Source organism: Paenibacillus xylaniclasticus, assembly GCF_004001065.1.
Classification (GTDB): Bacteria; Bacillota; Bacilli; order Paenibacillales; family Paenibacillaceae; genus Paenibacillus_T; species Paenibacillus_T xylaniclasticus.
In genome coordinates this window covers 1-23,278 of the sequence record NZ_BIML01000001.1, presented here as the reverse complement: position 1 = coordinate 23,278, position 23,278 = coordinate 1, and the positions used below count along the sequence as shown (strand labels likewise).

Below are 23,278 nucleotides of genomic sequence, written 5' to 3'. Positions count from 1 at the left end.
GGGATGACCGCTTGAGTGAAATGTCACGATACGAGAAACGAAAAATTCAAACGAAGCAAAAGATCGTCGAAGCCGCGTATGCTTTGTTCACTGAGGTCGGCTTTGAGCAGGCGACGATGGAGCAAATTGCAGAGAAGGCTGATGTTGCCAAAGGGACGCTGTTCAATCATTTTGCGAATAAAAACGCGCTGCTCGCGCATTTCGGTGAAAAACGAGTGAAGCTCATTAAGGAGGCGATCGAGCAGCGGATCAGCGAGGCTGACGGTGCCGTGAACAAGCTGTACGCGATCTTTGATGCGATGGCAGACGTCCATGAAGAAGACAGACTGTACGTCTCGCTCTTCATGCACGAATTTATGTACCGCTATACGTTTGGCGAGCGTAAAAATTATAACGAGGCGATGGCGGCCATCGAAGAAGTCATTAAGAATGGCATCGCTTCCGGGGAATTACGTTCTGATCTAAATTCGGTTCAAACGGTTTCTCTGCTCTTCGCAATCTACTTTCATACAACGATTGACTGGATTCGAGATGGCGATACTTATAGTCCGAAGGAATCGTTTCGCGCGCAGCTCGAAATCGTGTTAAGAGGAATTTGCGCATCGGACTACAGCAATGACAGCGTCTTATAATAAACCCTATAAATAATTAATGACCCGAACCATTAATGTTGTAGCTAAATTGGTGGTTCGGGTCATTATTAATTACTTTATCCATTATTTCGCAGGTGCTAAGCCGATTAACCGGATCAGTTGACTCACCGGCGGGTGCTCATTCCGATAGCCCGCTACAATGTCCAACTGAGTCTGTTTGATCGATGTGCATTTGCCGATTCGTCTGAACAGGCGGTTGCGTACGGTCTGGATGGCGGGATTGCTTACAAGCCATGCATACGTATGAATGCTGCTCGTTTGCTGAATGAGACGGACAAATTTTCTTCGTTCATATTCGTAACGGCGAAGCGTCTGGGCATCGGTCCTTCCTATACGCAATGCTTCTCCAATTGTATGGCTTAATGTGTCTGCCCCTTGGATAGCCAAATTCATCCCTTGCCCCAGTGCAGGACTGACCGCGTGGCACGCATCACCGAGCAGAACTGCTCCATCTGCCACCCATCTTTTCGTGTGGAGGTGAAATGATGGAATGATTTGTATCTGCTTCATATCTTCAATCTGATCGATTTGTTCCTTATAAGCAGGGAAAAAGTCGGCTGCCATCTCGCGGAGGGCCTCCACTCCTTTAGACTTTATCGAATTCCACAGCTCATTCGTCATCGCCAAGTACATCCGTATGCGATTGTTCGACAGCGGAAAAATTCCGCATCCACTGCTTTTGCCGAACAGAAATACGACTTCATCCTCCGGAGGCTCGGGCATGTGCAGCGTGTAGGCGCAAATTTTGGCCTTCTTCTCCTCGTATGACAACAGTTCGTATGGAACAGCCAGCTGCTCGCGGATGACTGATTTAATTCCGTCCGCGCCGACGAGCACGCGGCTTACGAACGTCAGCTTGTCGCCGTTGTGCGCCGCTTCAAGACCGACAACACGGCCGCCTTCACGCAGCAGACGACGAGCGGTTACTCCTCGCATAATCGTGACGTTAGGCAGTGAACTCGCTGCGTTGAGAACCTCTTCATGGATCAAATAATGATCGCCATTTAATCCGTACCGAAACGGTATGTCGAGGTCCTCGTAGCTCGCTGTAATGCACTTCTCTGTTCCGATGCCGTAGCTCATTTTCGTTACTTTGACGCAGTGAGCAGCGACTTGCGGCAAAATACCGAGCTTATTCAATATTTCAATCGAAATGGGCTGTAGAAACTCGCCTTTATAGATTTTAGGAAATTGGTTCTGACGCTCGATGACGGTCACCTTGAAGCCCTGCTGTCCAAGCATGAGCGCAAGTGTTGCTCCGGCAATCCCTCCTCCTGCAATAAGAACGTCACATTCGTTCGCCGTCACTCCAATCACTCTCCTTATTGTGGTGTATAACAGACTGAAGTGGAATTATCGCCACAGCTGCTATCCCTGCAGCCGACAGTGCGGCGCACAGCCCGAATACCGTATGCATTCCGCTCATAACGGTCTGTTTGAATGAAATCGGCAAGTTCAAATCGGCAGCAATTGCTTCATGATGAATATCCGGACTATTCAAGCTAACCCAATCGAAGCTGGCGGGCAATGATTGTTTAAACAAGAAAGCAGCCGCAATGACGCCCAGCGAGCCGCCGACCGAACGGAAAAAAGAAAGATATGCCGTCAGCATCCCTTTATCCGACCAATTTGCTCCCTGCTGGATATAAGAGGACAGCAGAGGCATGAGCAATCCTGTACCGACACCGATACAGACAGCTGAGACAGAGACTAGCCGTTCAGACGATGAATCGGATAGTATGCACACGATCAGATCGCCCAGCAGCATGAATGATAACCCGATAAGCTGAAGCGTTTTGACCGATAACAGCCTCACAAGTGTTCCACAGCTGATCGTTGCAGCGACCGCTCCTAATGTTAGCGGAATAAGCAGCTGACCGCTGTCGGCTGCTTGTTTACCGAGCGCCCATGCCTCGGTGAAAGGGAAAAATGTTATTGCAACAAACGTATTGGCCCCCATCACCGTTGCCACAACGTACATCACGTTAATATCGGCTCTCCGCAGTAGTCTGGGCTCTATAATCGGATCGGTCGCAGCGCGTAGGGAACGGATCAATAGACCAGTCAGGATAACAGCAGTAAGAAAGAAGCTAAGCTGAAGCATCCCGGATGTCTCGAACAGCAGCAGCAACGAGCAAATCGATCCTGATAACAGCACCATGCCCCTGTAATCGAGAGGCGTGCGGCTCTCACTGATGATCGTCTCGCGCATCGTTAACGAAATCATAGCAATTATGAGGATGGAAATCGGGATAAGCCCGAGAAACAGCCAGCGCCAATCCCATTGGACCGCGACGAAACGGCCTACTACTGGGCCTGCAATTGCACATATTCCCCAAGTCGCTGCGAATCCCCCTTGTATTTTGACGCGCCGCTGACCCTCATATAAATCACCGACAATCGTCGAGCTGGCCGGGACCATCAATCCTCCTCCTAATCCTTGAACGAGCCTGCCCATTATGAATACGAGCATATTTGGAGCCAGCCCACACGCAATCGAGCCTGCGGCGAAGATGGCAGTGCCGGCGATAAACGTAGGTTTGCGTCCGATCCGATCGCACAGCTTACCTGCAATTAAGGTAAACACTGTAGATGAAATCATGTAGCCGGAGGACGCCCATGCGAACCAGTCTGCCTTATCCAGCTCGGCGACGAGCAATGGCGCGATGGACGCAATAACGGTAAACTCCAGTGCGCTGAGCAAGCTGCCCAGCAGCAGCGAGAGGACAAGAAATCGTCTATTCCAATTCAAGGGGATGGCTCCTTATCGAGTACTGTAATATGACCGGAGGAGCCATCGATTCGGATCAACTGTCCGTTCTTCAGCACAGCTGTAGCATTACCCGTACCGAGCACGGCTGGGATTCGATACTCTCTAGCGACTATAGCAGCATGCGAGAGTGCTCCGCCGACATCGGTTACAATAGCTGCTGCTATGCCGAACAAGACGGTCCACGCAGGTGTCGTCGAAGGAGCAACAATAATATCGCCGGGATGAACGGAAGGAAAATCAGCGAGCCCCTTTACAATCCTTACATGTCCTGTAACCGTTCCCGGACTGCCCGGCGTTCCTGTCAGTGCAGCACCGCTCATATCGGCTGGGATGATCTTCGGTCTACGTGCGGCAATACGCCGCCATACAGGAGGATTAATCTCATCTGGTGCTGACGATCTTCGCCATCCTTCCCATTCGCTGCGGCGCGATTGGGCGATGTTCAGAAAGCTGAAGGTAGATTGGACGGATACTAATTCTTCAAGCCGAATGTAGAAAATGTCGTCGGCACGCTTAAGCCGGCCCTCTCGGACATAACGGTCTCCGAGCTCCAGCAGCAGCTCCCGAAGTCGCTGCCAGCCGATCCCTAGATAAAACGGCCTGTTCTCCCGGATGACGTTATACCTTGCAGCAAGCTGGTAGACAGACTCGAACCAGCGGCCGGTGAACCGGCGGCGCCGGACGGCCGTTCGTATGAGCTCCAGCCTTCTTTCGCGCTCCTTCGAGCGGCTTGCAAGCTCATCGGCTGGATTAGCCGTGCCGGCTACCGCCATTGTACGGAGCAGCATCAGTACGCCTTCGGGATCGTCCTTGGACGTTGAGCAAGTAATATCGAGATCCTGCAGCCGGTGCCCAACCTCGTCGAGCGCGCGATGCAGTCTATCCATGAACTGGGCGCCGCTTGCCGAGGCGCGCATTGCAGCCGCGGCATCTTCGTTCCTTTCAAGAAGCGTCATCAGCTCCTCATTTCTTCTCAGCTCATCTGCGAGCGACCATAGCAGATGGTCAGATTCGAGCGATTTATTCGATAAGCCGTGCAGCAGCGGAATGTGCCCTCCCGCTTCGCAGTCGCCGCTCAGCCATCTGTAGTAACGGGCGAGCAGCAGCTCGCTCAGCATACAAATGCCTAAATATTTGACGATGATTTCGGCGAATGCATCACCGATGACGCCGGATAGTGAGCGTATGGCATGCAGCAGCTCATCGGTTGAGCAGCTAGAAGCATCAAGCTGAATCATTGGCCTGATTCGCTTCAAATAAGCATCGACCTCATGATCGAACGATTGATGCAACGTTCTGTACCCTTTCCAGAGCTTAAATGGCGTAAGAAGCCATCGCCAAGTCAGCTTAATGGCAACCTGTGAGTACAAATAGCCATCGAACAGCCGGATAACATCCTTCCGCATGTGTATGCCGATTGGACCCAGCCCTTTGTCGAAATTAATTTCGTTCAAAATCGATGCTGTCATCGGACTTATCGGCGTTTTCCCCCACTCCAGCACAGCACCCCAACGAATGAAATAACCGTGTCTTCTGCGATCAATCGTCCACGGACTGTATAATGCCGTGATCGGACGTGTCTGTAGCACATGAAAATGGACGCCGTCGAATCCCCATTCGATATCCTGCGGACCGTCAAAATATTGCTCCAGCCTTCGGCCGATCGCAGCAAGCTGCGACAACTGCTCGTCGGAGAGCACGCGCGACTTCGCTTCTTCTGCCGTGAGAGCTTGCTCCTCGACGCCGCCCGCTTGACGTCCGGTTAGCTTGAACGCTTTATCCCCCACCGATACGTACAACAGGTTACCGGATTTGGCGTCAATGCCGTATTCGTCGGGCGTCACCGTCCCGGAAACGCCAGCCTCCCCAAGCCCCCATACCGCATTGACAACCATTCGCGGTTCTCCCGCTTGTATTCTCGGATCTCGCGTAAACAAAATGCCCGATGAAACCGGACTCAACATCGTCTGAACAATGATGCCCATACGGATCGTTCCATCCTCCAGCTTCGCGTTCATCCGGTAACCGATAGCACGTTCCGACCAGTATGAGGCCAGACATTGCTTCACACTTTTTAACAGCTGCGTATAGGAAGTAACATTTAAGATCGTTTCGTATTGACCAGCGAAGCTCGCTTCCCCCAAGTCCTCCAGTGCGGACGACGAGCGAACAGCTACCGGTGAGCCGCCGGTATTCTGAAGCAGCTGCTCGTAAGCCGCCTTCAGCTCCCGCTCGAACGAGGTGGACAGCGCTCCGTCCCTGATTAGCTTAGTAATAGTGGCGCTTCGCATAGCTGCGCTCACGTCCGTTGCATCTGCATCAGCCGATCGAAGCGGTGCGCCCCACCGCTTTGCCTCTGCTGAAAGTGCGTCAGCCGTAATGACGAACGCAGGCGGAACCTTCAGCCTTTGCTTTACGAGTAGAGCAAGATTGCTCGCCTTCCGTCCCACCAGCACACTATGAAGTGCAGCAGGTTCGTCAATCGTAACAATGTGCGGCGTATCCAAAGCATGATCAGCCAGCTCGTCATAAAATTGCTCCAGATAATAATTTACTTCCTCCGAGGCGCAGTATGGGAACATATGACCGCCGCCCTGCACGATTCGGAGACCGCGGCAATCCGGAAAAAGGCTGGCAAGCGACTCCATCTGCTTCATGCGCAATATACGGTCTTTGCTGGCGTGGTGTATAAGCAGCACGGGGCAAGTGACGCGCGGAGCAAGCTTTCGCCCGTCATAGTCGAGCAGCAGCGGCAGCATGGAATATTTGAAAAATTTGGCGAAGTCAGCGATTTTCGCTGTTTGCGCCGCGATCTGCTTCAGCGTAAACCCGCTGTTGCTGCTGCCGTAATAGGCGAGAAGCCGTTTCAGGACGGAATCCGGTACGAGATGCTCAAGCGGATGCTTTTCCAGCTGTTGCATATACAGCTGCATGAACGGCTGCGGAGGTATTCGATAGATGTCCGCTACGCAAAATAGCGCCAGCGACAGGACACGCTCCGGATATTTGGCGGCGAAGGCGATCGCCACCATTGCTCCGTCGGAATGCGCGCATAGATGAGTCTGCTCGATTCGATGTGCATCAAGCAAATCGCGCAGCTCTTCAACTCTGTCTTCAAGCGAGATGACAGCGCATACGCTTTCCCTCCGCTTATAGAGCAGAACGCGAAACGTATTAGATAACGAGCGAAGCTGCGGCAAATAAATAAACTCGGTTCCCGTAAAGACGGGGATTAGAACAAGCGGGACACCCGTGCCCCGTTCGATGACGTGCATCGTACGGCTTCCGACCATCCGCGGCGTCCATGCGTTCTCACACCAAGCGATATCCTTCTCGATCTGCTGATCGGAGACACGGTATCGATTGCGGCTATCGGACATATACGTTCATCCTTTCCTACTCCAGCAAGCGGCTGCACGAGACGATTACCGGTAGATCATGATATAGATGACAACCGGCGACCAGAGCACGTTCAGCGCGTGCAGAGCCGCTGGTACCCATAGCTTTCGACTTTTCTCATACAGCCAGGCGAAGAGGTAGCCGAACATCCCTGCCCATACGAAATAGGCAAGTCCAGACAGCCAAGGATAAGAATGGCCGGGAAGCAAATACAACAGCTGAAGCGAATGCCGTATCCCGAAGAAGGCTGCAGAGACGAACGCTGCTGCCGTGAATGTCCAACGCTGTCTTAGCCCGACATAGAGAAGTCTTCGATAGAAGAGCTCTTCGCCAATCGGCGCCCATAGGCCAAGCAGCACGAAAGCGGATAGCATCGTGACCGTATCGCCATGCTGCAGTGTGCTGTCGCGGAACACCTCGCGCATGACGCTCCACAAATTGGCGTCTGTTGCTGACGAGCCTTGCAGTGTATGATAGAGCGCCCAGTAAATGGCTAAGTAAGCTGCGATGCAGGCAATGCCAATCGACAATCCGATTAAAAACGCCTTTCCCGGTTTCCATCGCATTTGAAAGCCGCCGTGCATTGCAATCGCATACGGGTCCGGCCGAATGACTAGTGCAAGCGCGATGCACAATACCGCATGTATCCATAGAAACGGAGCAAACGGCCAAAACCTCATCGACTCCAGAGCGCTCACAAGTGAAACGAGCACAGCGATCCCGATGAAGTAAGATGGAGCTGCGGCGACATTCAAACGGAATGGTTCTAGACGGACTGCCCTCCTGATCATGCGCCTCGCGACCATCGCAGCAGAATGGAGCCGCATAGCCACTTGGAAGATTCCGCCCCTACGATCATGAACAGATCGTTCCGGCGCAGCAGCTGCTTGCGATTTACCTCATCCAGCGCAATGAGGACGCCGGCAGCCGAAGTGTTACCAACCCGATCGACATTAACGAAGAATCGGTCGGCATAAGCGGCAAGCGGATTATCCTCCGTCTTGGCACCTTCCTTAATTCGGTTAAAATTCGCTTGCGGCACAATGATCATTTGGATGTCCTCCGGCGGTGTATTTGTTTTGTCCAATATGCCTTTCATTGCCTCCACCGCCATCTTCACATCCATACGCGAGACCGCTTTATAGTCGTGGTACCAACGATGAGACCCCTCCCGTACAACCTCCGCATTCAGCGGATGCTTTGAGCCGCCCGCCGGGAGCAGAAAGCCTGGCTCGATACCTACGCCGATTGAGGCGAGATACGTGTCGATAATACCTGGTTCACTGCTGTCCACATTGCCGCGCAGTACGACTGCCCCCGCTCCGTCACCGAACATGACGAGATTGAGCAAATCGTTTTTCGTGAGGCTCTCGTCACCGTTCAAATAGGAAGGCACCGAGTACGAGGACGTAAGCTCGCTTCCAATAATAAGAGCGGTTCGGTAATAGCCGGTACGTATGAATTGATCTGCAATTGTAATGGCCTGTGCCACACCGTTGCAGCCGGCTCGCAGCTCGATGACGGCGCAGTCTCGTATACCCAGCTTATCTTGAATGATTGGTCCGTTCGCCGGCAGCGAATAGTCCGGCGTCGCCGTCACACTAACAATGAGATCGATTTCATCTGCTTCGATCCCCGCATTGTCGATCGCGAGCATCGCCGCTTTGGCTGCCATATCGGTGTTTGTTTCCTGTATTTGACCCGTATTTGGATCAACTGCCCAATAACGAACCGTAGCGCCAAGCGCTTCCGTCAGATCTTTGGCTACATGGCCGACAACCTTTTGCAGCTGCTCCGCCTTTAGCGGTTCACCGGGCAAGTAAGAACCGGTGCCGATAATTTGAGTTACGTTCATTATCGCACTCCTTCTCTCAAATGATCTTCATTGTGAACATTATGCCGCTGTTCGGCCTCTTCCAGCACTATGGAAACCGCCCCGCTGCCGCTGCGAGCATTGACGACAGCGCACCGGCGTCGAAGCGTCGGCTCCTTCTGCTGCTTCAATGTTAGCGCAGCACCTGCTAACGTGAGCGCTGCTTCAGCGCCATTCGTCTGGCCGAATTGTTCTCGAATAGACTTGTAGTTCAGCTCCTCTGCGCAGGCCGCCCGTTCATTGGATATCAGTTCCTCCAGCCTTTGCCTGTCATCTGCGTTACAGTTCCCCCAGACGGTTTCGAGCGTTCGTTGCCCCTCCTTGTGAAGCACGTCATATATCGCTCGCGCCAATGCGTCACTATTCGGCAATTGACCGTCAGACAGCACGGCATCCGATTTGATGGCGTAACCGTTCAGACGGGCATAAATACGCGCCCCCCTCGCTCGGGCGCTGCTTTCGGTTTCCAGAACGACGGCTGCCGCCGCTTCGCCGGTTGGTTCACTGCCATATAATCCCGCGCTGCGGAATGCTTCAACCGTATCTTCGCTGACGATATCGGACCCTGCGCATACCATGATGTCGCATTCACCGTTGCGCAGCCTGTCGTATGCATGACAAATCGCCAGCGCCGTGCTGGCAGCCCCCCCGTTGATCGTACTCGCAGGTCCAAGCAGCTGAAAATGCGAGGCGATATAGCCGGCTGCTCCGTTATATACCGAATTTGGAAAAACGGATGGTCGGACGCGTACGTCTGGCTCCAGCATTGGACGATACAGCTCGGTAAAATGCTCGAAGACGCTATGAGCATGACCGGTCATGATTCCGATCGTTTGCGGTCTGGCACAATCCGTTTCGATCGGCAGCAACGCATCTCGAAGGGCGTCGAGCACGCCGTACAGCATGAACAGTGTATTCCGATCCATTCTGCGAATATCTTTTCGATCGAACGATTGAGAAATATCGGTCTCTATATCTTCCGAGATAGACAGATGCAGCTGCTTGGTGTGGTTCGTCTGCTCTTCTTTGCTCGTTAAAGTATGCCAAAAGTTGGTTTTGCCGACGCCGGCATGCGTGACGATGCCAATGCCGGTGACGACGACCGATTGCTGTCTGACGGCTTGAGAAGGAAGCTCGGCATCCGGATGCGCAAATACAACGACAGCGTTGTTGCCGCCGAAGGCGAATGAATGGGACAAGGCGTAACGGATATCCGCAGACCGTCCTTCGCAGCCTACAAAGTTAAGCGGAAGCCTTGCATCGGGGTTCGATAATCCTACTGTCGGCGGAATAAAGCGGTGCTCCATCGCGCATATGGTTGCAATGCCTTCGATAACGCCGGACGCGCCGAGCGTATGCCCGGTTGCCGCTTTCGTACTGCTGACCGGCACACGACTGGCATCGCTGCCAAATACCGACATAATCGCATTCGTTTCCGATTGATCGTTCTGCAGCGTTCCGGTGCCGTGCCCGTTAATATAATCGATATGCCCAGGCTCAAGCCCCGCATTCCGAAGCGCCGTTCGGATTGCTCTTGCGGCGCCGGCGCCTTCCGGGTGCGGCGCTGTCGGGTGATACCCGTCCGCAGCAAGCCCGTATCCGAGCACCGCCGCTTTAATGGCAGCATTCCGCCTTCTCGCTGACTTACGGCTTTCAAGTACGAGGAAGGCTGCCCCTTCCCCGAGCGACAAGCCGCCCCGATCCGCGCTGTAGGGCCGGCACGGCGAGGAGTCGAGCGCGTCAACAGAATGGAAGCCGCTGTATACCGTTTCCAGCAGACTATCATAGCCACCGACGAATACGATGTCGGCCTTACCTTCGCGAATCCAGTCCCAGCCGACACCGATTGCGTTATTACTGGAAGCGCAGGCAGTCGAGACTGTCATAACTGGACCGCGTGCGTTCAGCACATGGCTGACGACCTCGGCTGCCGTGTTATAGTCATACATGCGAAGCAGCCGAGGCTCAGGGTCATGCCCTCCGCCATGCTGCTGCTGAAGCCAGCGTTGTCCACTTCCGACTCCTCCCGCACATGTGCCGATCACAACGCCGACGCGATCCGAATCAATTAGGCTTTCCCGATAACGAGATTGTGCGGTTGCTTGTTCGAGCGCAGCTAGCGTCAAACGTATTCCGCGGTCGTCATAGCCCTGCTCCAGCAGCAGACCGGTATCGTCAAAAGAGAGAATGGGCGCGCCAAGCTTGCTTTTGCAATGGTCCAAAGCAAGGATATGTTCGACATTCGTAATGCCGCTTTTACCGGAGGCGATCGCCTCCCAGAACGAATCGACGTCTCCTCCGATGGCCGACACAATGCCCATCCCTGTAACGACAACCTGTTGGTCACTTAACATAACCATTCCCCCAAAACTACGAATTCGTAAAGCCTAATGCGAATCCCGATGATGCGCGTAAGAGAGTTCAGGTAGGTTGAGAGACGGGCAGGCCGGCTTTAAACGACACGAATGTGATGAGGTCGGAAACTCGAAGTACTTTAAACAGATGACGGATGTGCGTGCCTGGCTCCACGCTCGCATGCGGCAGCACCTTCTCAATTTGACGGCAGCCTTCCTCCGTCATTAAGCCGTTCTCATCGCGAAATGCTTCTTCGCTCAGCGGTCCGCGGAAATAAGCGGCGAAATCTGACAGCTCGATCGTAACGTGCAGCGATTTCTCAATGCCGTGCAGAAGGTCCAGCATGTCGATCGAGTCCATGCCGAGATCGCTTTCCAGCAAGCTGTCAAGATCGATCGGTGCGCTGCCCATTCGTAACGTTTTGCGGATATTCGCGGTAATCAATTCCTCGATTCTGACGTTGGTCCACTCCATTTTACATCCCCCCCAAAGATTGTTATGAAAGGTATACCATATGGAAACGATCTTCAACAGCGTCTTTTAGAATGATTTTAATTTAATGAAAAACAGTAAAAATGAACTATCCTCTTCTTTTTCAATCTTAAGATATTAATGCAGTGTACTATATAGGGAGGTCTTACGTCGGCGTGCTTCTTCCTTCTTTGATCCCAATAGTCCATGCTTGCAGATTTATGAATGTCTCCTTACTTGCTGTCTTATTTAGTGCTGCGAGCATGCTTTTCGTTAATAACAATACAGTAACGATCATGATTTATAAGGTGTATTAATGGTGAAGCGCTACCATTATCAAATTGAACTTTAAGCGTATCCATCCTGTCTATAGGTATCCGAGAGAGTCTCAATACCCGTGGTGAAAGGAGATGACTTAGTACTCGTGACATGTTTTAAGCATTAGACGATGGACCTGTTGGCGTCTACAAATAAATAACGTGTCGCGAATATTGCAGAAAAAATATAAAAACAGCGACCGGCTCTAATGGCCGGTCGCCTCATGTAGTGTTCGTTTTCGCCTATACTTCCCATTCTGCTGCTATTCACCATAGCGTGTAATACCATACGGACTGGTCTTCCTGGTATAAATTATAAGAGTTGATTCCGCCATACATGTAGATTTTCTCCTTAAAGAGGACAACTCCTTGCTGACATCTTCCTGCCCAAGGCGCTTTTTGTGTGACCAATTGCCATTGGCTACCATTTTGTGTCACCCACATGTCGTTGACTTCTCTCATCTCCGAGTTCGTTCCGCCAATCAAGTACAGTTTGTTCGCGAAGGAGACGGCTTTCGCATCGAATCGGGAAATCCACTGACCATGGGTCACATTCCACCAGCTCTTTCCATCAAAGGTTGCCCAAACGTCATCCAAACTTTTACCAGAGTTAGAGCCGCCCATCAAAACGATCTTATCCTGATGGACGACAGCTGCCGCGGAATCGCGCGGCTTCCAGCCTGCATTAGGAGTGATCTCAATCCATTTGGACCCGTCACTTGATACCCATACGTCGTTATAGACGTTACCTTTATGATCCATGCCACCGAAAATCCACATCATTTTGTTAAATACAACAGCGCAATGCCCAAAGCGAGGCTGCCAAGACGAGTTGGGCGTTGTGCATTTCCAGTTAATGCCATCAGAAGATACCCATACATCATTGGCAGCGCCTTTGACCGTATCCCCGCCGAATAGCCACATCCCTTCCATGAAAGATACACCTGCCGAACTGCGCCGCCCTATCCAAGGAGCCTCTTTAGTGACGCACTCCCAGCTAACTCCGTCGCTTGAGCAGTATACGCTGTTTTGGTATTGGCCAGCGTACGCCCACATTTTCCCATCGTGATTGAGAGCGACCAGTTTATTCATGTTCTGAAGTCCGGATTGCTTCGTCGCCTGATACCAGTTAGCCGGTTGAACGGGAGTGAACGCAATTTGTGTAAATGCACTTTGAGGTCTATAGCAGATCGCCGCCACTTGAAGCCGATTCGCATTGATCGTATCTTTGTTCAAAGGGATCGTAATGGCTTGTTGGCTTGTTCGCTTCTCCCATATGACGGAATTATTGGTGCCTAGTAGTTGAATAAGGTATTCTGTAATTCCAGGTTTATCCGTATGCCATGTGACTTGGCACTCATTCGTAGCATACGAGCAAGTATAAGCTAGGTTCTGAGGCTGCTGCGGTCTTCTTGTGAACACGACGGGATCGCTCCATGGTCCCGGCACTAATTCACTGGAGGTGCTGACTCTAAATAAACCTCTGACCAGAAACGACGTAATCGCCTCAGGCGGGAGAAAACTAAGGTCCACTTTCACTTCATTGCCGCCGTTGAAATAAACTGGGGGTTGCGGAGATATAGGCTTGATGGTTTCCGTCTTGATGGTTTCCGTGTCGAAAATATAGATATCCATCTGTTCAACTTCGGTAAAAGGGTCCCAGGATAAAATGATTGTGTTCGGGTCGTTGACTAGATACTTAAAGTTCCGAGGTGCGCTGAAAACATAATACGTTGCGGGAGCCGATGTCTCGCTCCAGTCGCTCTGGTACGATTCGACGACGGTCTGGACTTTCGCAACGTATTGTTCATTGGTTCGCAATCTGCTGCTGTTATCATAAAAGCTGGTGCTTGTCTCCTGAACATTGTCGTAGGTAGATATGGCATGTTGTTGATCATTTATGGTGAATAGAGCTACGTTGTAGGTCGGCGTCTTGTCTTGCATCTTCGCAGGTAATGTGACAGCCTCCCATGTTAAATCCAGTGCTCTGGATGAACCATTGCAGGTTAATTTTAAGCCTGTCGGCGGATAGATGATGTTCGGCTGTTCGTACAATTGGTCGATTACCTGCCGGATTTCATTGAGTTCGAAACCGGCGGACTGAAGGGTAGTTCGCATTTGCTCTGCGGTCGTATCCGGATATAAGCTTGGTGAAAGCAACAGCGTTCCGAGCTCTAATGCGCCCATGTCGGGATAAACAGGCGTTGGCGCACCATATCTGATCATAAGTGCCATCTCACCTGCGTTAAAAGACGAATAGACCGATTTGATGGCTTGCGCAATGTCGACTGCGGCAGCTGTCGGAAATGCTAGTCGAAGCATCCAAGCCTGATAGGCTGCATTGAGAACCTCAGGCTCTATTGTGAGTTGGGTATCTGTCATCTGCGAACCTCCCCTTCTTACGATTCGAATTCCGAATTCACGACGTTAAGTAAATCCTCTTGGGGTACAGTCGGAAATAGAAAGACGAGTGCGGATATGACATCGTCTTTAGAGTAATCCGCCTCGCGAAGCGCGTGTGCCATTAATGGAGGCGTGCTCGACGTAGCGTCGAAGTGTATACGCAAGACGATGCCCAATTGAGTTGGCAGCGAGTCAAATTGCGGGCTGCTTTGCTTGATTGGGAGAGCCGCATCCGCGGCAGAAGCTCCTAATAATTGCTGTGCTGATATTTGCGCCGCGACTACAGGGGGCGGATATGCACCTAATATGAGCTGCAGAAAATCACTCACGCTAATTAGGTGATGATAGAATACCCCGATTGCCGAGATTGCTTCAGCGGCCGGTATGCTTGCCGCGCTTAAAGCCCAGGCAGCTTGATAGGGCTCGCTCATCGTTTCTGGGAACACCTCTGTTAATGTCTTCAGGAACTCGGCTGTGTTGCCCACCGTCTGCTGAGGAGCATGGGCTGCAAGTATCGGAGCAGCCTGCTGAGCTGATAGGCCATCGGATTTGAGCTGCTGTGCGAGAGAGGCTTTTAGCTCACTGATGCTGCTTGGAACTGCGTATGCGATATAGGAAAACGGCGATATCGCATCTCGGATGTTCCGGATAATGTCCGAGATGCTGTTCGACGACATAGAGTCAGCGGATACCTTTTGCGTACCAAATGTGACTAAGCTCCATATTTTCCCTTGGTTTTCCGCAGGCAGCTCATTCTCTGGAACAAGAAGCGAGAAGCAGTAAGACGTATCCAGTCCGACGAATTGTACGGATGTCGCCGTCTCCCCTTCCGCGCCTCCCTCCTGGGATAAATTATATTGTGTACGATCCGAATAGACGTGAAAGGACATAGTACTTCTCGACATTTGATCGGAATCGAAACGAATGACCGTACTCGGAAAGCCCATTCCAAGGCTGATATAGGTGTTGCCTTGATCCGATTCGATCTTCAGCAGACCGATAACACAAGATGGCTTACTCACTGCCAAGGAGGACGCCGCTAATACTCCCCCGCTGCTGTATATTGCGGTATTAGACGCCCAATACGTGATCAATTCCGAGGTCGGCAAGCCTGTGATATGGGAGGCAGGAATCCTCGGCAATCGGCCGACATCCAGCGTTCCTGACGCGATTAGGCTCGCATCCAGCGCAGGAATATGAGCAGCGTCCAGCACGCCAAAGCCGATTTTACTCGCATCCAGAGCAGGTATAAGAGCAGCGTCCAGCAAACCGGAAGCGATCTTGCTTGCATCCAGATCAGGAATATGAGCAGCATCCAGCACGCCGGAGACGACCTTACTCGCGTCCAAATCAGGGATTTGTGACGCTAATAGCTCAGGCAAGCGTATCGCCTGCAATTTGGAGAGTTGGCGTACACTTGAATCGAGTGAGATCGTGATCGTAATGTCTTCCGGCGTTGTGCCAGTAGAAGTGACGGTAATTTTAGACAACGGTATTTGCGTACTATCTGGCGATGCGCTTGATGGTTCGAGAAGCGTCAAGATCGGGCAGCATTGCAGCGCGTTATCCGCAACTTGCGTATCATGGGCCTGTATGACGAGCAGCCACGTCTTATTGGCATAGACGTCCGCACTAAGATCGATCGCCACGCTTCCGGATTGTGCGACAATTGTGTTGTCTGCCAGCTGCGCGCGATCCGTTAATAGGATTAAGCTTCCTCGTTCGTCGATTGCTGCGCCCGGCGAGATCAGCACGTTGTTCTGGCTTCCTTGGGATACGTCAAGTCCTTGCAGAATACCGCTTTGGATGAAGAAGCTCGAAAGCAGCTCGCGACTGGCGATGTGGAAATCTCTCTCTCTATTGAAATCGTCGACGTTCAATAGCTGGTTTGCATAATATCTCTCTTTGAGAATCGTTGGAATCATGTTGTTCGCCATGTCCCCTTCTCCTTTTCTGACCCATCATTCCTCAGTGGTATCAAATCCATGTTAACCTTTCAACCTCGTATTGACGCCGATAATGCTCTGTCCGACTTGCAAGTACGTCGGCATATTGAAATGAGCATATACTGGCTTCGACGCGATACCTGAAGTGTTGTAGGCCGTGAGCTGGTTTACCTGTTCGCGCAGCTCTGAAGCATACTGCTTGGCCTTGCCATTGTCGATCCCGTCGAGCTGATCGATGGCATCCACGAGCTGTTGTCTAGTGCTGTCGTACAGGAAGGTCAGCCCTCTTACAGTCGAGACGACGGATGCGTTGAATCGATAATGCTCGAGATTCGGAATTTGCTGGAGCGGGATCTGATAAGACATTTGATCGTTCGTCAATACTTTGACGCTGGTACCGGGCCACACGGCAGCATCCGTTCCTGGCGTCCCTTGCAGCAAGCTGAACGCATATAGCAGCACAGCTCCCGTTCCGAGCTTGTCCTCTACGCTGCCGTTCAGCATCCATGCAGCGGTGTAATTTGACTGGGCATCAAGCGAGACGTTGAGTGACTGAATTTGAATCATCGCTTGGATTTGATCGATTTTATTAAAGATGATGTTGAGCGCGCTCTGGATTTTATCCCTTGCCTCCTGTAGCTTTTGCTCCGCTTCTCTCTTTTTCTGCTTATCCTCACCGGTTATCCAATCCCAGAACGATTTGAACAAACCGACCAAACCGGACACGAGGGATGGAATGCCGAGCATGGCGACCGACGATAGAGCGGCGATGAGCTCGGCTGCTTCCGCCAGTGCGGCACCGCCCACTAGATCGGCGAATTCATCTGCCAGTGATCGGGCAACGTTCTCATTACCGTTCTCTAGCGCGCGGCAAATAAATCGTGCCGCCGCGCTCGCTCCGCCGCGCAGGGCAGAATATTCGGCAATCGCCTTATATGTATCGGGTTGACTTAAGATTTGCGGAATGATCGTACCCGCGCTGTCAAGAATGGATTGCCAGATCGCGATAGGTAATTCTTTCAAACTATTAGGTATGTCGAATACAGGCTTGAACGATATTTCATTAGACGCTATCGTATGTCCCGACGCCATAATGGTATAAGTGAGCTTCAGAGGGACCAGCATCTTTCCGTCTGACGTCTTGGAAGGACTGCCGTTTAGCTTAGGAGTTAGTGAAGTTTGCGTCAGTCCTTTCATCCAATCGGTGACGATCTTGGCGCAGCCGCCGCCCCTATTCAAGACTTCTAAATATTTCGAAAGCCAATTCAATGAATTAACGGGCAATCCGCTAATTTTAGTGATTCTGAATCCGCTGCCGGCCCCTGAGTCTTTCGTCCACATAAATTCGACCCCTAATGTTACTTCTTTCGAACTTGTCCCGCTCTCGGTGGGCAAGTCCACGCTGCCGAGATTTACGCTGACATTGCCAACGAATGCGCTTTGCGTCAGGTCATAGCTGGCGTTGACAGTGCCGCTTACAGAGGTGTTCAGAATGATGACGTCCGTCCCGATCGTCAAATATTTATGATTAGGCTGAGTGCTTATTTTCAAGTTCGTATTGGTTAACGTAATGAAATCGAAATCGAAGCTCGATAAGCTTGTCGTTTCTAATAGGATCGTATTGCCTGTTACGCTAAGGCTAATTCGAAAATCGTACTTGCCGAATATGCGCACAATGGCGTCTGCATGATAGCCGGGATAACAAGTTATCTTGTTGGCAGGCTGATTGTTATTGATATATTCATAGCAATAATTCGGTCGAGCGTCTGGCGGAGCCGAGAGCGCATACAGCATCCCTGATTGAAAAGCGAACTGATTGGTCACGCTGTCCGCCCAGTCCCACGTTCCCCCAATGACCTGAGTGATGAATTGGGATAACGTTAAGGGAGGATTGGCCGTTAACTGGATGATCGCAAGCCGCGGAGACGACTTCTCGAAGACGATACCGCCAGCTAGGTTGAAGCCTGGCAAATTCGGAAAACGGGCCGAAGCTTGCAGCGAGGTATCCGCCGTCATATTCTGATTCGCATCTTTATAAATATGGGAAGTGACATCAAGTTGTTCGAGTACGACGCCTTTTAAACCGAGAGGATTCGCGATGGAAGTCGTAACCTCTTCGATAGGCGCAAGTTTCGGATCGTACGGCAAATGTTTGGATAACACGAAATATAAATCTGCGGAGGTTGTAACTTGTATCGCCCCGTATAGGCGAACGGGCATCCCTACGTCGAATTGCATCGTACTGAATAGATAGAAGACGCCTTCAGTCTTGGATTGATATTTCATGTCTTATATCCCCTAACCCATTTGCAATGACCAAAAATGAGCGGCCTGCCAAAGTTGGTGAAGAGCGAGGCCGCCCGCGTTACGAATAACGAAGGAATTAGCAATTATTGCTTGTCAGGTTGATCATCGTTCGTATCTGCTGATTCTTCTGATTTCGTATAATTTCTATCCAGCGATATGCCGCCGCCGATGACGCTGAACAGACCGTCAATAATTTGAATTGGCTTAGGCGTATCAGGATTTTTAGGGTCGACCGCTTGTCCCGTAACGGCCAAGATCAATCGAATCGGTGGATAATTGCCTTCCGCATCTTGAGGATCTTGGTCGAGGCACAGCTTAGTGACGGTTACTTTTGTATTGAGAATGCCATCGAAGATGTTTTTGATTACAGTCGGCCAGTCTGGTGATGCGGCGGAAGGAAGAGACACGTCCACGCCGATGCTTTTCAATTGCTGGTTTAACCAACCGATCAGATCCGATAGACTGCCCAACTCGACCGTCGTATCTGCTGGAAGCTCAAAATGTATGCCTTTTGTCTTAATGTCACTAATGTCTTCTGCTGTAATGTTGACCGCTTTGTTATCTTGACCTAAACCGAGCGTAATGTTGAATCCGAACCCATAATTTGGCGTGTACGTAATGGACATTACCTTCAACTCCCTTAAATAGTATGATTATTGTGTAAACTTATGTAATCTCGAGCTGCGAATGGGTTGAATCTTGATTGAAGTGGTGCTTTAGTCTCATATCCCTTTCAACCAACAGACCAATTTTATCCTTTTAACCTTTACACTGTCTAGCAGAAAAACAATGTTTTGTGTCAAATATACTCGAAATGTAAGTCGTGGAATTAAAATAGCACCATAATGTCAAATAGAATGACATCATGGTGCTTGGTGTAATAATCATAATAGAGAATATTCAACATGAGCTATGGGCAGACATCACTTATTTCATAAACTTCTCGTACAGTCGAAGGATGGTCACGATCGTTTGCTCTTGGGAATACTTACCTTGCGGATCGAACTTGTTACCCGACACACCGCCAAGCAGTGACAGCTGTACCGCGCGCTGTACGGCAGAGTTGGCCCATGCGGAAACTTTATTTTGGTCTGCGAATGTCACTTTGGCGCCGCTGCTGTCTTGGCCGCCAAGGTAATGATAAACGTTTAACAGCAGCACGGCCGCTTGCTCTCTCGTTATCGTCGCATCTGGAGAGAACTTACCTTTCCCGGTACCGCTAATGATGCCATTCTCATAGGCCCAAATCACGCTGCTCTGATCGTCATCAACATCGGTAAATGGTGACTTCTTACTGTCGTCATCATTGAGATTTAAGTCAGGATCTAACACACTTAGCATACCGACCATATAGTCGACGAATTGCTCTCTCGTGACGGCGGAAGTAAGATCGTCGTAGTACGGATTCGTAGATAGGATGCCGTATTCGATTGCTTTCGTGATGCTAGACTTCGCCCATGAGCTTACAGGCTGCACATACTCTTGGTTTAGGACATAAACATTAATTGTATGATTGTTATAACCTAAATATCCGTCGACTGTAATCTCAGCATGTCCATTCTTATGAGCTGTTACGACGCCTTTGCTATCCACGCTGGCGACGCTGCTGTCCGAAGAAACGTAGCGGCTTGGGCTGCCTAGAACAGGAAATTTCATAGTCTGTCCGACAAGCATTGGCCGTAACATTTTCGTATTCTTATAGGTTGCCTGAATTGAAAAGAGCGAGGTCTTATACGCAATCGACGTTTTCTCACCATTTGTAGTATAAATATTATCGATTGTCACTTGGTATACATCGTTCGCCGAGTAGGAGCCTATATGGCCCGGCCGGAAAATAATGACGAAGTCTACTCCATAATAGCCGGTGTTAATATTGAAGTAGTCTCCCTCGTAGTTTCGGTCTCCAGCTTCCAACGACCACGTTTTGTTATCGCTCTCCCGTTTGATGGTCACCTTGATCTCGCTCGTTCTATTCTTATCATAAAGATCAGTGTTCAATGATACCGACCACGGGTCATTCGCGGTCAGGATATCGGTTGGAAAGGCTCCTGCCGACGGCCATGCGATATAGTCATATTGGACTTCATCTTCGGCGCGGTCTCTATTAAACGCGTACATCGTTGAATAATAGCCGTACTTCGAATTCGGATTATAAGCTAGTCCGAACATCGTTTTCTTCATTTGCGGATTTATGATCCACCGGCGATGGCCGACAGTATCGAGGTTGTTCGTTCCATTGTCCGCCATGAACCCAAAAATTACGGTATTATAGAGCGAGTCTCGGCCTGCCGACAGATTGCTGGAGGATGCCGCATCGTATCCTAATTGATAGAAGTCGTCAGCCATGTCGCTAGGCTTGCTTGGCCAATGGCTAATTGCACCATGACGAGCCGACAGTACCGCTCCTGCTTGCTGCTGCGTTTCTAGACTCATATCAAGCGTAACGTCATCAGGCAGCCCAGCGAGATAACGGGCAAAATTGGTCGCGTTCAAAGCGTCTTGAAGTACCTTGCTGTTCAATTGACCGGCGCTGTATGGCGAGGTTACTTTAGGCTTTACAGCAAACAGAGTATCTAATGTAAACTTTTGCGGCAAATATTGCTTCCATTTCGTTTTAATATCTTGCTCGGTTCTCGTTTGGGTATTAAGCTGCACGTTGCTGCTTGCGGCGAAGGCTTGGCTCGATAAAGGTAGGGCAGCAACCGCTGTAACGGCAACAGCTGTACTTAGAATCGCCGTTTTTTTCAATATAGATCCCAAATTCATAAGATTTTCGACCTCACAATATGATTTGAAAAAAATTAGAACTATTTTACCACGATAATAGTTTTGGGGTAAGGGTAATAATGTGTTAATTTACAATAACAGTAAGCATAATAACTCTATAATGTCTGAAATGACATCAAGGAGTTTGAGGGGATAATCACCTTAACCTGAAATGACGAGCGCCACTATCGCAAGCGATCTATTAAGCCTAATGTATGTATTACTTGCAATAATCTATCTGTTTGTGAATTCGTTAAAGATGAAATGAAGGAAGGGGCATGTCCGGTAGTCCGTTTGCACTGACTAACTTCTAGACAAGCCCCTTCTCTACTATTAGAGTCTAGAACTGAAATTCTATCGCTGTTACCTCTTCACCATCACCTAGTGATGGAGCTTCAAGCTCGATCTCTCCTATTAGCAGCTTCGGATTGCTGACGATCGCCGTCACAATTTTGATGTAGTCTGACAACAAAGCTTGTGCCGCCGGACGACTGAATAGCGCTGTTGCATATTCCAGCTTTATCTTTAGTACGTCCGCCTCCATGGAAGTGGACATGGTCAAGTCGAACTTAGCTGTACGCTGTTCAACGGAGTACGGAGTGACGGACAGCTCCGTCAGGGGAACGATCTCGTGCATGCCGTAGTGGTCGTATTGGAACATCGTATCAAATAGCGGATTTCGATTCGTTTCCCATTGGATGCCGAGCTTCTCTACCATCTTTTCGAGCGGATATTCCTGGTTTTCGAAGGCTTTCAGCGTCCGCTCCTTCACTTCAGACAAGTAAGTTACAATATCGGTACGTTTCGAAGGGAAATATCGCATCGGAAGCGTGCCGACGAACATGCCGATCAAGCCTTCTACATCTTGGGATACCCTTCCCGAGATCGGTGTTCCTATAATGATGTCCTCCCTGCCGCTGTGCTTTGAGAGCAGAATCGAGTAAGCAGCCATTAGTAGCATGAACAGCGTCGTACCGCTTTGTGCAGCCAGCTCTCTCAGCTGCAGACTTACAGCGGGCTCAAGAGCACTCTCGATAATAGCTCCCTCGAAGCTTCGGGTAGAAGGTCTTGGATAAGCGATAGCCAGCTCCAGCGGCTTTAGCTCACCAGCAAGTGTTTCCAGCCAGAACTGTTCCTGTCTCAGATAAGAATCGCTAAGCTGTCGCTTATGCTGCCACGCTGCAAAATCTTTGTACTGGATTTTAAGAGGAGGCAGTTCTTTACCCTCGTACAGCTCGGCGAATTCCTTCGTCAAAATCGTCATGGACAAGCCGTCCGTTACGATATGATGCATATCTAATATTAGCAGATGCCGATCTTGTCCGATGGAAGCGAGCGCCGCTCTTATAAGAGGCGGATGCTTCAGATCGAACGGACGGATGAACGAATGCAAATATGGCTCCACGTCGTCCTCTTTCAGCTCCACGAGCTCTAGCTCGAATGATGAGGAATCCTCAATGAACTGCATAACTTCTCCATCGACAACGGTAAACCCAGTACGTAATGCTTCATGCCGGAGAAGAAGCTGATGAAGCGCATGCTCTACTCGAGCTCGCTGCAGATTGCCTGTAAGAAGATGTACAACCGGAACATTGTAGCTTGTCCCCGCCCCATTGAGGAAGTCGATGAAATATAATCGCTTCTGAGCGGAAGTGACAGGATATACCTCCATCTTCGGAGCAGGTTCGATGCTGATATCTTCAATTCCTGCCGCTGTGAGAGGCTCAAGCCGGAGATGGCTTTGCTTCTTCGATTGGATCAGTTCAGCCAGTCCTCGGATCGTCGGCTCTCGGAACACCTCCTGCAGTGTTACCTCTACTTGCACACTTTTACGAATCCGGTTTACAAGCAGCGTCACGCTGAGTGAATCGCCCCCCCATTCGAAGAAGGTATCATGAATGCCCATCTGCCCCGTTCCGAGAATGTCCTTCCAAATGTGGTGAAGCTGTTTCTCCAGCTCATTCGAAGGAGCATCTTGCGTGTCATATGCTTTATCCGCCAGTTCGGCTTCCAAC

At 50.5% G+C, this 23,278-nt stretch carries 14 protein-coding genes; 1 reads left to right on the top strand and 13 read right to left on the bottom strand.

Features of this window, described 5'->3' with window-relative positions:
* Positions 1–20 precede the first annotated feature (20 nt).
* Positions 21–632 (top strand): TetR/AcrR family transcriptional regulator, encoded by a 612-nt coding sequence (locus PXY01_RS00070; protein ID WP_246027761.1) that lies wholly within the window; start codon positions 21–23, stop codon positions 630–632.
* Between the two features lie 84 nt (positions 633–716).
* Here PXY01_RS00070 and PXY01_RS00065 read toward each other — a convergent pair whose 3' ends face one another.
* From PXY01_RS00065 to PXY01_RS00005, 13 genes are all read right to left on the bottom strand, one after another.
* Positions 717–1,961, bottom strand: coding sequence for an FAD-dependent oxidoreductase (locus PXY01_RS00065; protein ID WP_164744244.1), 1,245 nt, complete (start codon positions 1,959–1,961; stop codon positions 717–719).
* Positions 1,942–3,405, bottom strand: coding sequence for an MFS transporter (locus tag PXY01_RS00060; RefSeq protein WP_164744243.1), 1,464 nt, complete (start codon positions 3,403–3,405; stop codon positions 1,942–1,944). The genes PXY01_RS00065 and PXY01_RS00060 overlap by 20 nt, the downstream gene beginning before the upstream one ends.
* The gene (locus PXY01_RS00055; protein ID WP_127566025.1) at positions 3,402–6,806 is read right to left on the bottom strand and encodes an alpha/beta fold hydrolase; all 3,405 of its coding nucleotides are present in this window, start codon (positions 6,804–6,806) and stop codon (positions 3,402–3,404) included. The genes PXY01_RS00060 and PXY01_RS00055 overlap by 4 nt, the downstream gene beginning before the upstream one ends.
* A 45-nt stretch (positions 6,807–6,851) precedes the next feature.
* Positions 6,852–7,616, bottom strand: coding sequence for a CPBP family intramembrane glutamic endopeptidase (locus PXY01_RS00050; protein WP_164744242.1), 765 nt, complete (start codon positions 7,614–7,616; stop codon positions 6,852–6,854).
* Complete coding sequence (locus tag PXY01_RS00045; RefSeq protein ID WP_127566021.1) at positions 7,613–8,680, bottom strand: 3-oxoacyl-ACP synthase III family protein; 1,068 nt, start codon at positions 8,678–8,680, stop codon at positions 7,613–7,615. The genes PXY01_RS00050 and PXY01_RS00045 overlap by 4 nt, the downstream gene beginning before the upstream one ends.
* Positions 8,680–11,052, bottom strand: coding sequence for a beta-ketoacyl-[acyl-carrier-protein] synthase family protein (locus tag PXY01_RS00040; RefSeq protein WP_164744241.1), 2,373 nt, complete (start codon positions 11,050–11,052; stop codon positions 8,680–8,682). Before PXY01_RS00040 ends, PXY01_RS00045 begins: the two co-directional genes overlap by 1 nt.
* A gap of 67 nt (positions 11,053–11,119) precedes the next feature.
* Positions 11,120–11,527 (bottom strand): acyl carrier protein, encoded by a 408-nt coding sequence (locus tag PXY01_RS00035; protein ID WP_127566017.1) that lies wholly within the window; start codon positions 11,525–11,527, stop codon positions 11,120–11,122.
* A gap of 581 nt (positions 11,528–12,108) precedes the next feature.
* Positions 12,109–14,223, bottom strand: a complete 2,115-nt coding sequence (locus PXY01_RS00030; RefSeq protein ID WP_127566015.1) for a Kelch repeat-containing protein — start codon at positions 14,221–14,223, stop codon at positions 12,109–12,111.
* 17 nt (positions 14,224–14,240) lie between these two features.
* On the bottom strand, positions 14,241–16,181 hold the full coding sequence (locus tag PXY01_RS00025) for a hypothetical protein (RefSeq protein ID WP_127566013.1): 1,941 nt from the start codon (positions 16,179–16,181) through the stop codon (positions 14,241–14,243).
* 51 nt (positions 16,182–16,232) lie between these two features.
* A complete protein-coding gene (locus tag PXY01_RS00020; RefSeq protein WP_127566011.1) occupies positions 16,233–18,476 on the bottom strand; it encodes a hypothetical protein in 2,244 nt (747 codons plus the stop codon).
* A gap of 104 nt (positions 18,477–18,580) precedes the next feature.
* A complete protein-coding gene (locus PXY01_RS00015) occupies positions 18,581–19,123 on the bottom strand; it encodes a hypothetical protein (protein WP_127566009.1) in 543 nt (180 codons plus the stop codon).
* A gap of 301 nt (positions 19,124–19,424) precedes the next feature.
* Positions 19,425–21,263: a CAP and S-layer homology domain-containing protein gene (locus PXY01_RS00010; protein WP_127566007.1), complete on the bottom strand. Its 1,839-nt coding sequence runs from the start codon at positions 21,261–21,263 to the stop codon at positions 19,425–19,427.
* A gap of 340 nt (positions 21,264–21,603) precedes the next feature.
* A partial coding sequence (locus tag PXY01_RS00005; protein WP_246027739.1) for a condensation domain-containing protein occupies positions 21,604–23,278 on the bottom strand: 1,675 nt, incomplete at its 5' end.

Coding starts and splice junctions, on each gene's coding strand:
- PXY01_RS00070 (WP_246027761.1), top strand. CDS start 21: ATGTCACGATACGAGAAACGAAAAATTCAAACGAAGCAAAAGATCGTC.
- PXY01_RS00055 (WP_127566025.1), bottom strand. CDS start 6,806: ATGTCCGATAGCCGCAATCGATACCGTGTCTCCGATCAGCAGATCGAG.
- PXY01_RS00050 (WP_164744242.1), bottom strand. CDS start 7,616: ATGATCAGGAGGGCAGTCCGTCTAGAACCATTCCGTTTGAATGTCGCC.
- PXY01_RS00045 (WP_127566021.1), bottom strand. CDS start 8,680: ATGAACGTAACTCAAATTATCGGCACCGGTTCTTACTTGCCCGGTGAA.
- PXY01_RS00040 (WP_164744241.1), bottom strand. CDS start 11,052: ATGTTAAGTGACCAACAGGTTGTCGTTACAGGGATGGGCATTGTGTCG.
- PXY01_RS00035 (WP_127566017.1), bottom strand. CDS start 11,527: ATGGAGTGGACCAACGTCAGAATCGAGGAATTGATTACCGCGAATATC.
- PXY01_RS00030 (WP_127566015.1), bottom strand. CDS start 14,223: ATGACAGATACCCAACTCACAATAGAGCCTGAGGTTCTCAATGCAGCC.
- PXY01_RS00025 (WP_127566013.1), bottom strand. CDS start 16,181: ATGGCGAACAACATGATTCCAACGATTCTCAAAGAGAGATATTATGCA.
- PXY01_RS00020 (WP_127566011.1), bottom strand. CDS start 18,476: ATGAAATATCAATCCAAGACTGAAGGCGTCTTCTATCTATTCAGTACG.
- PXY01_RS00015 (WP_127566009.1), bottom strand. CDS start 19,123: ATGTCCATTACGTACACGCCAAATTATGGGTTCGGATTCAACATTACG.
- PXY01_RS00010 (WP_127566007.1), bottom strand. CDS start 21,263: ATGAATTTGGGATCTATATTGAAAAAAACGGCGATTCTAAGTACAGCT.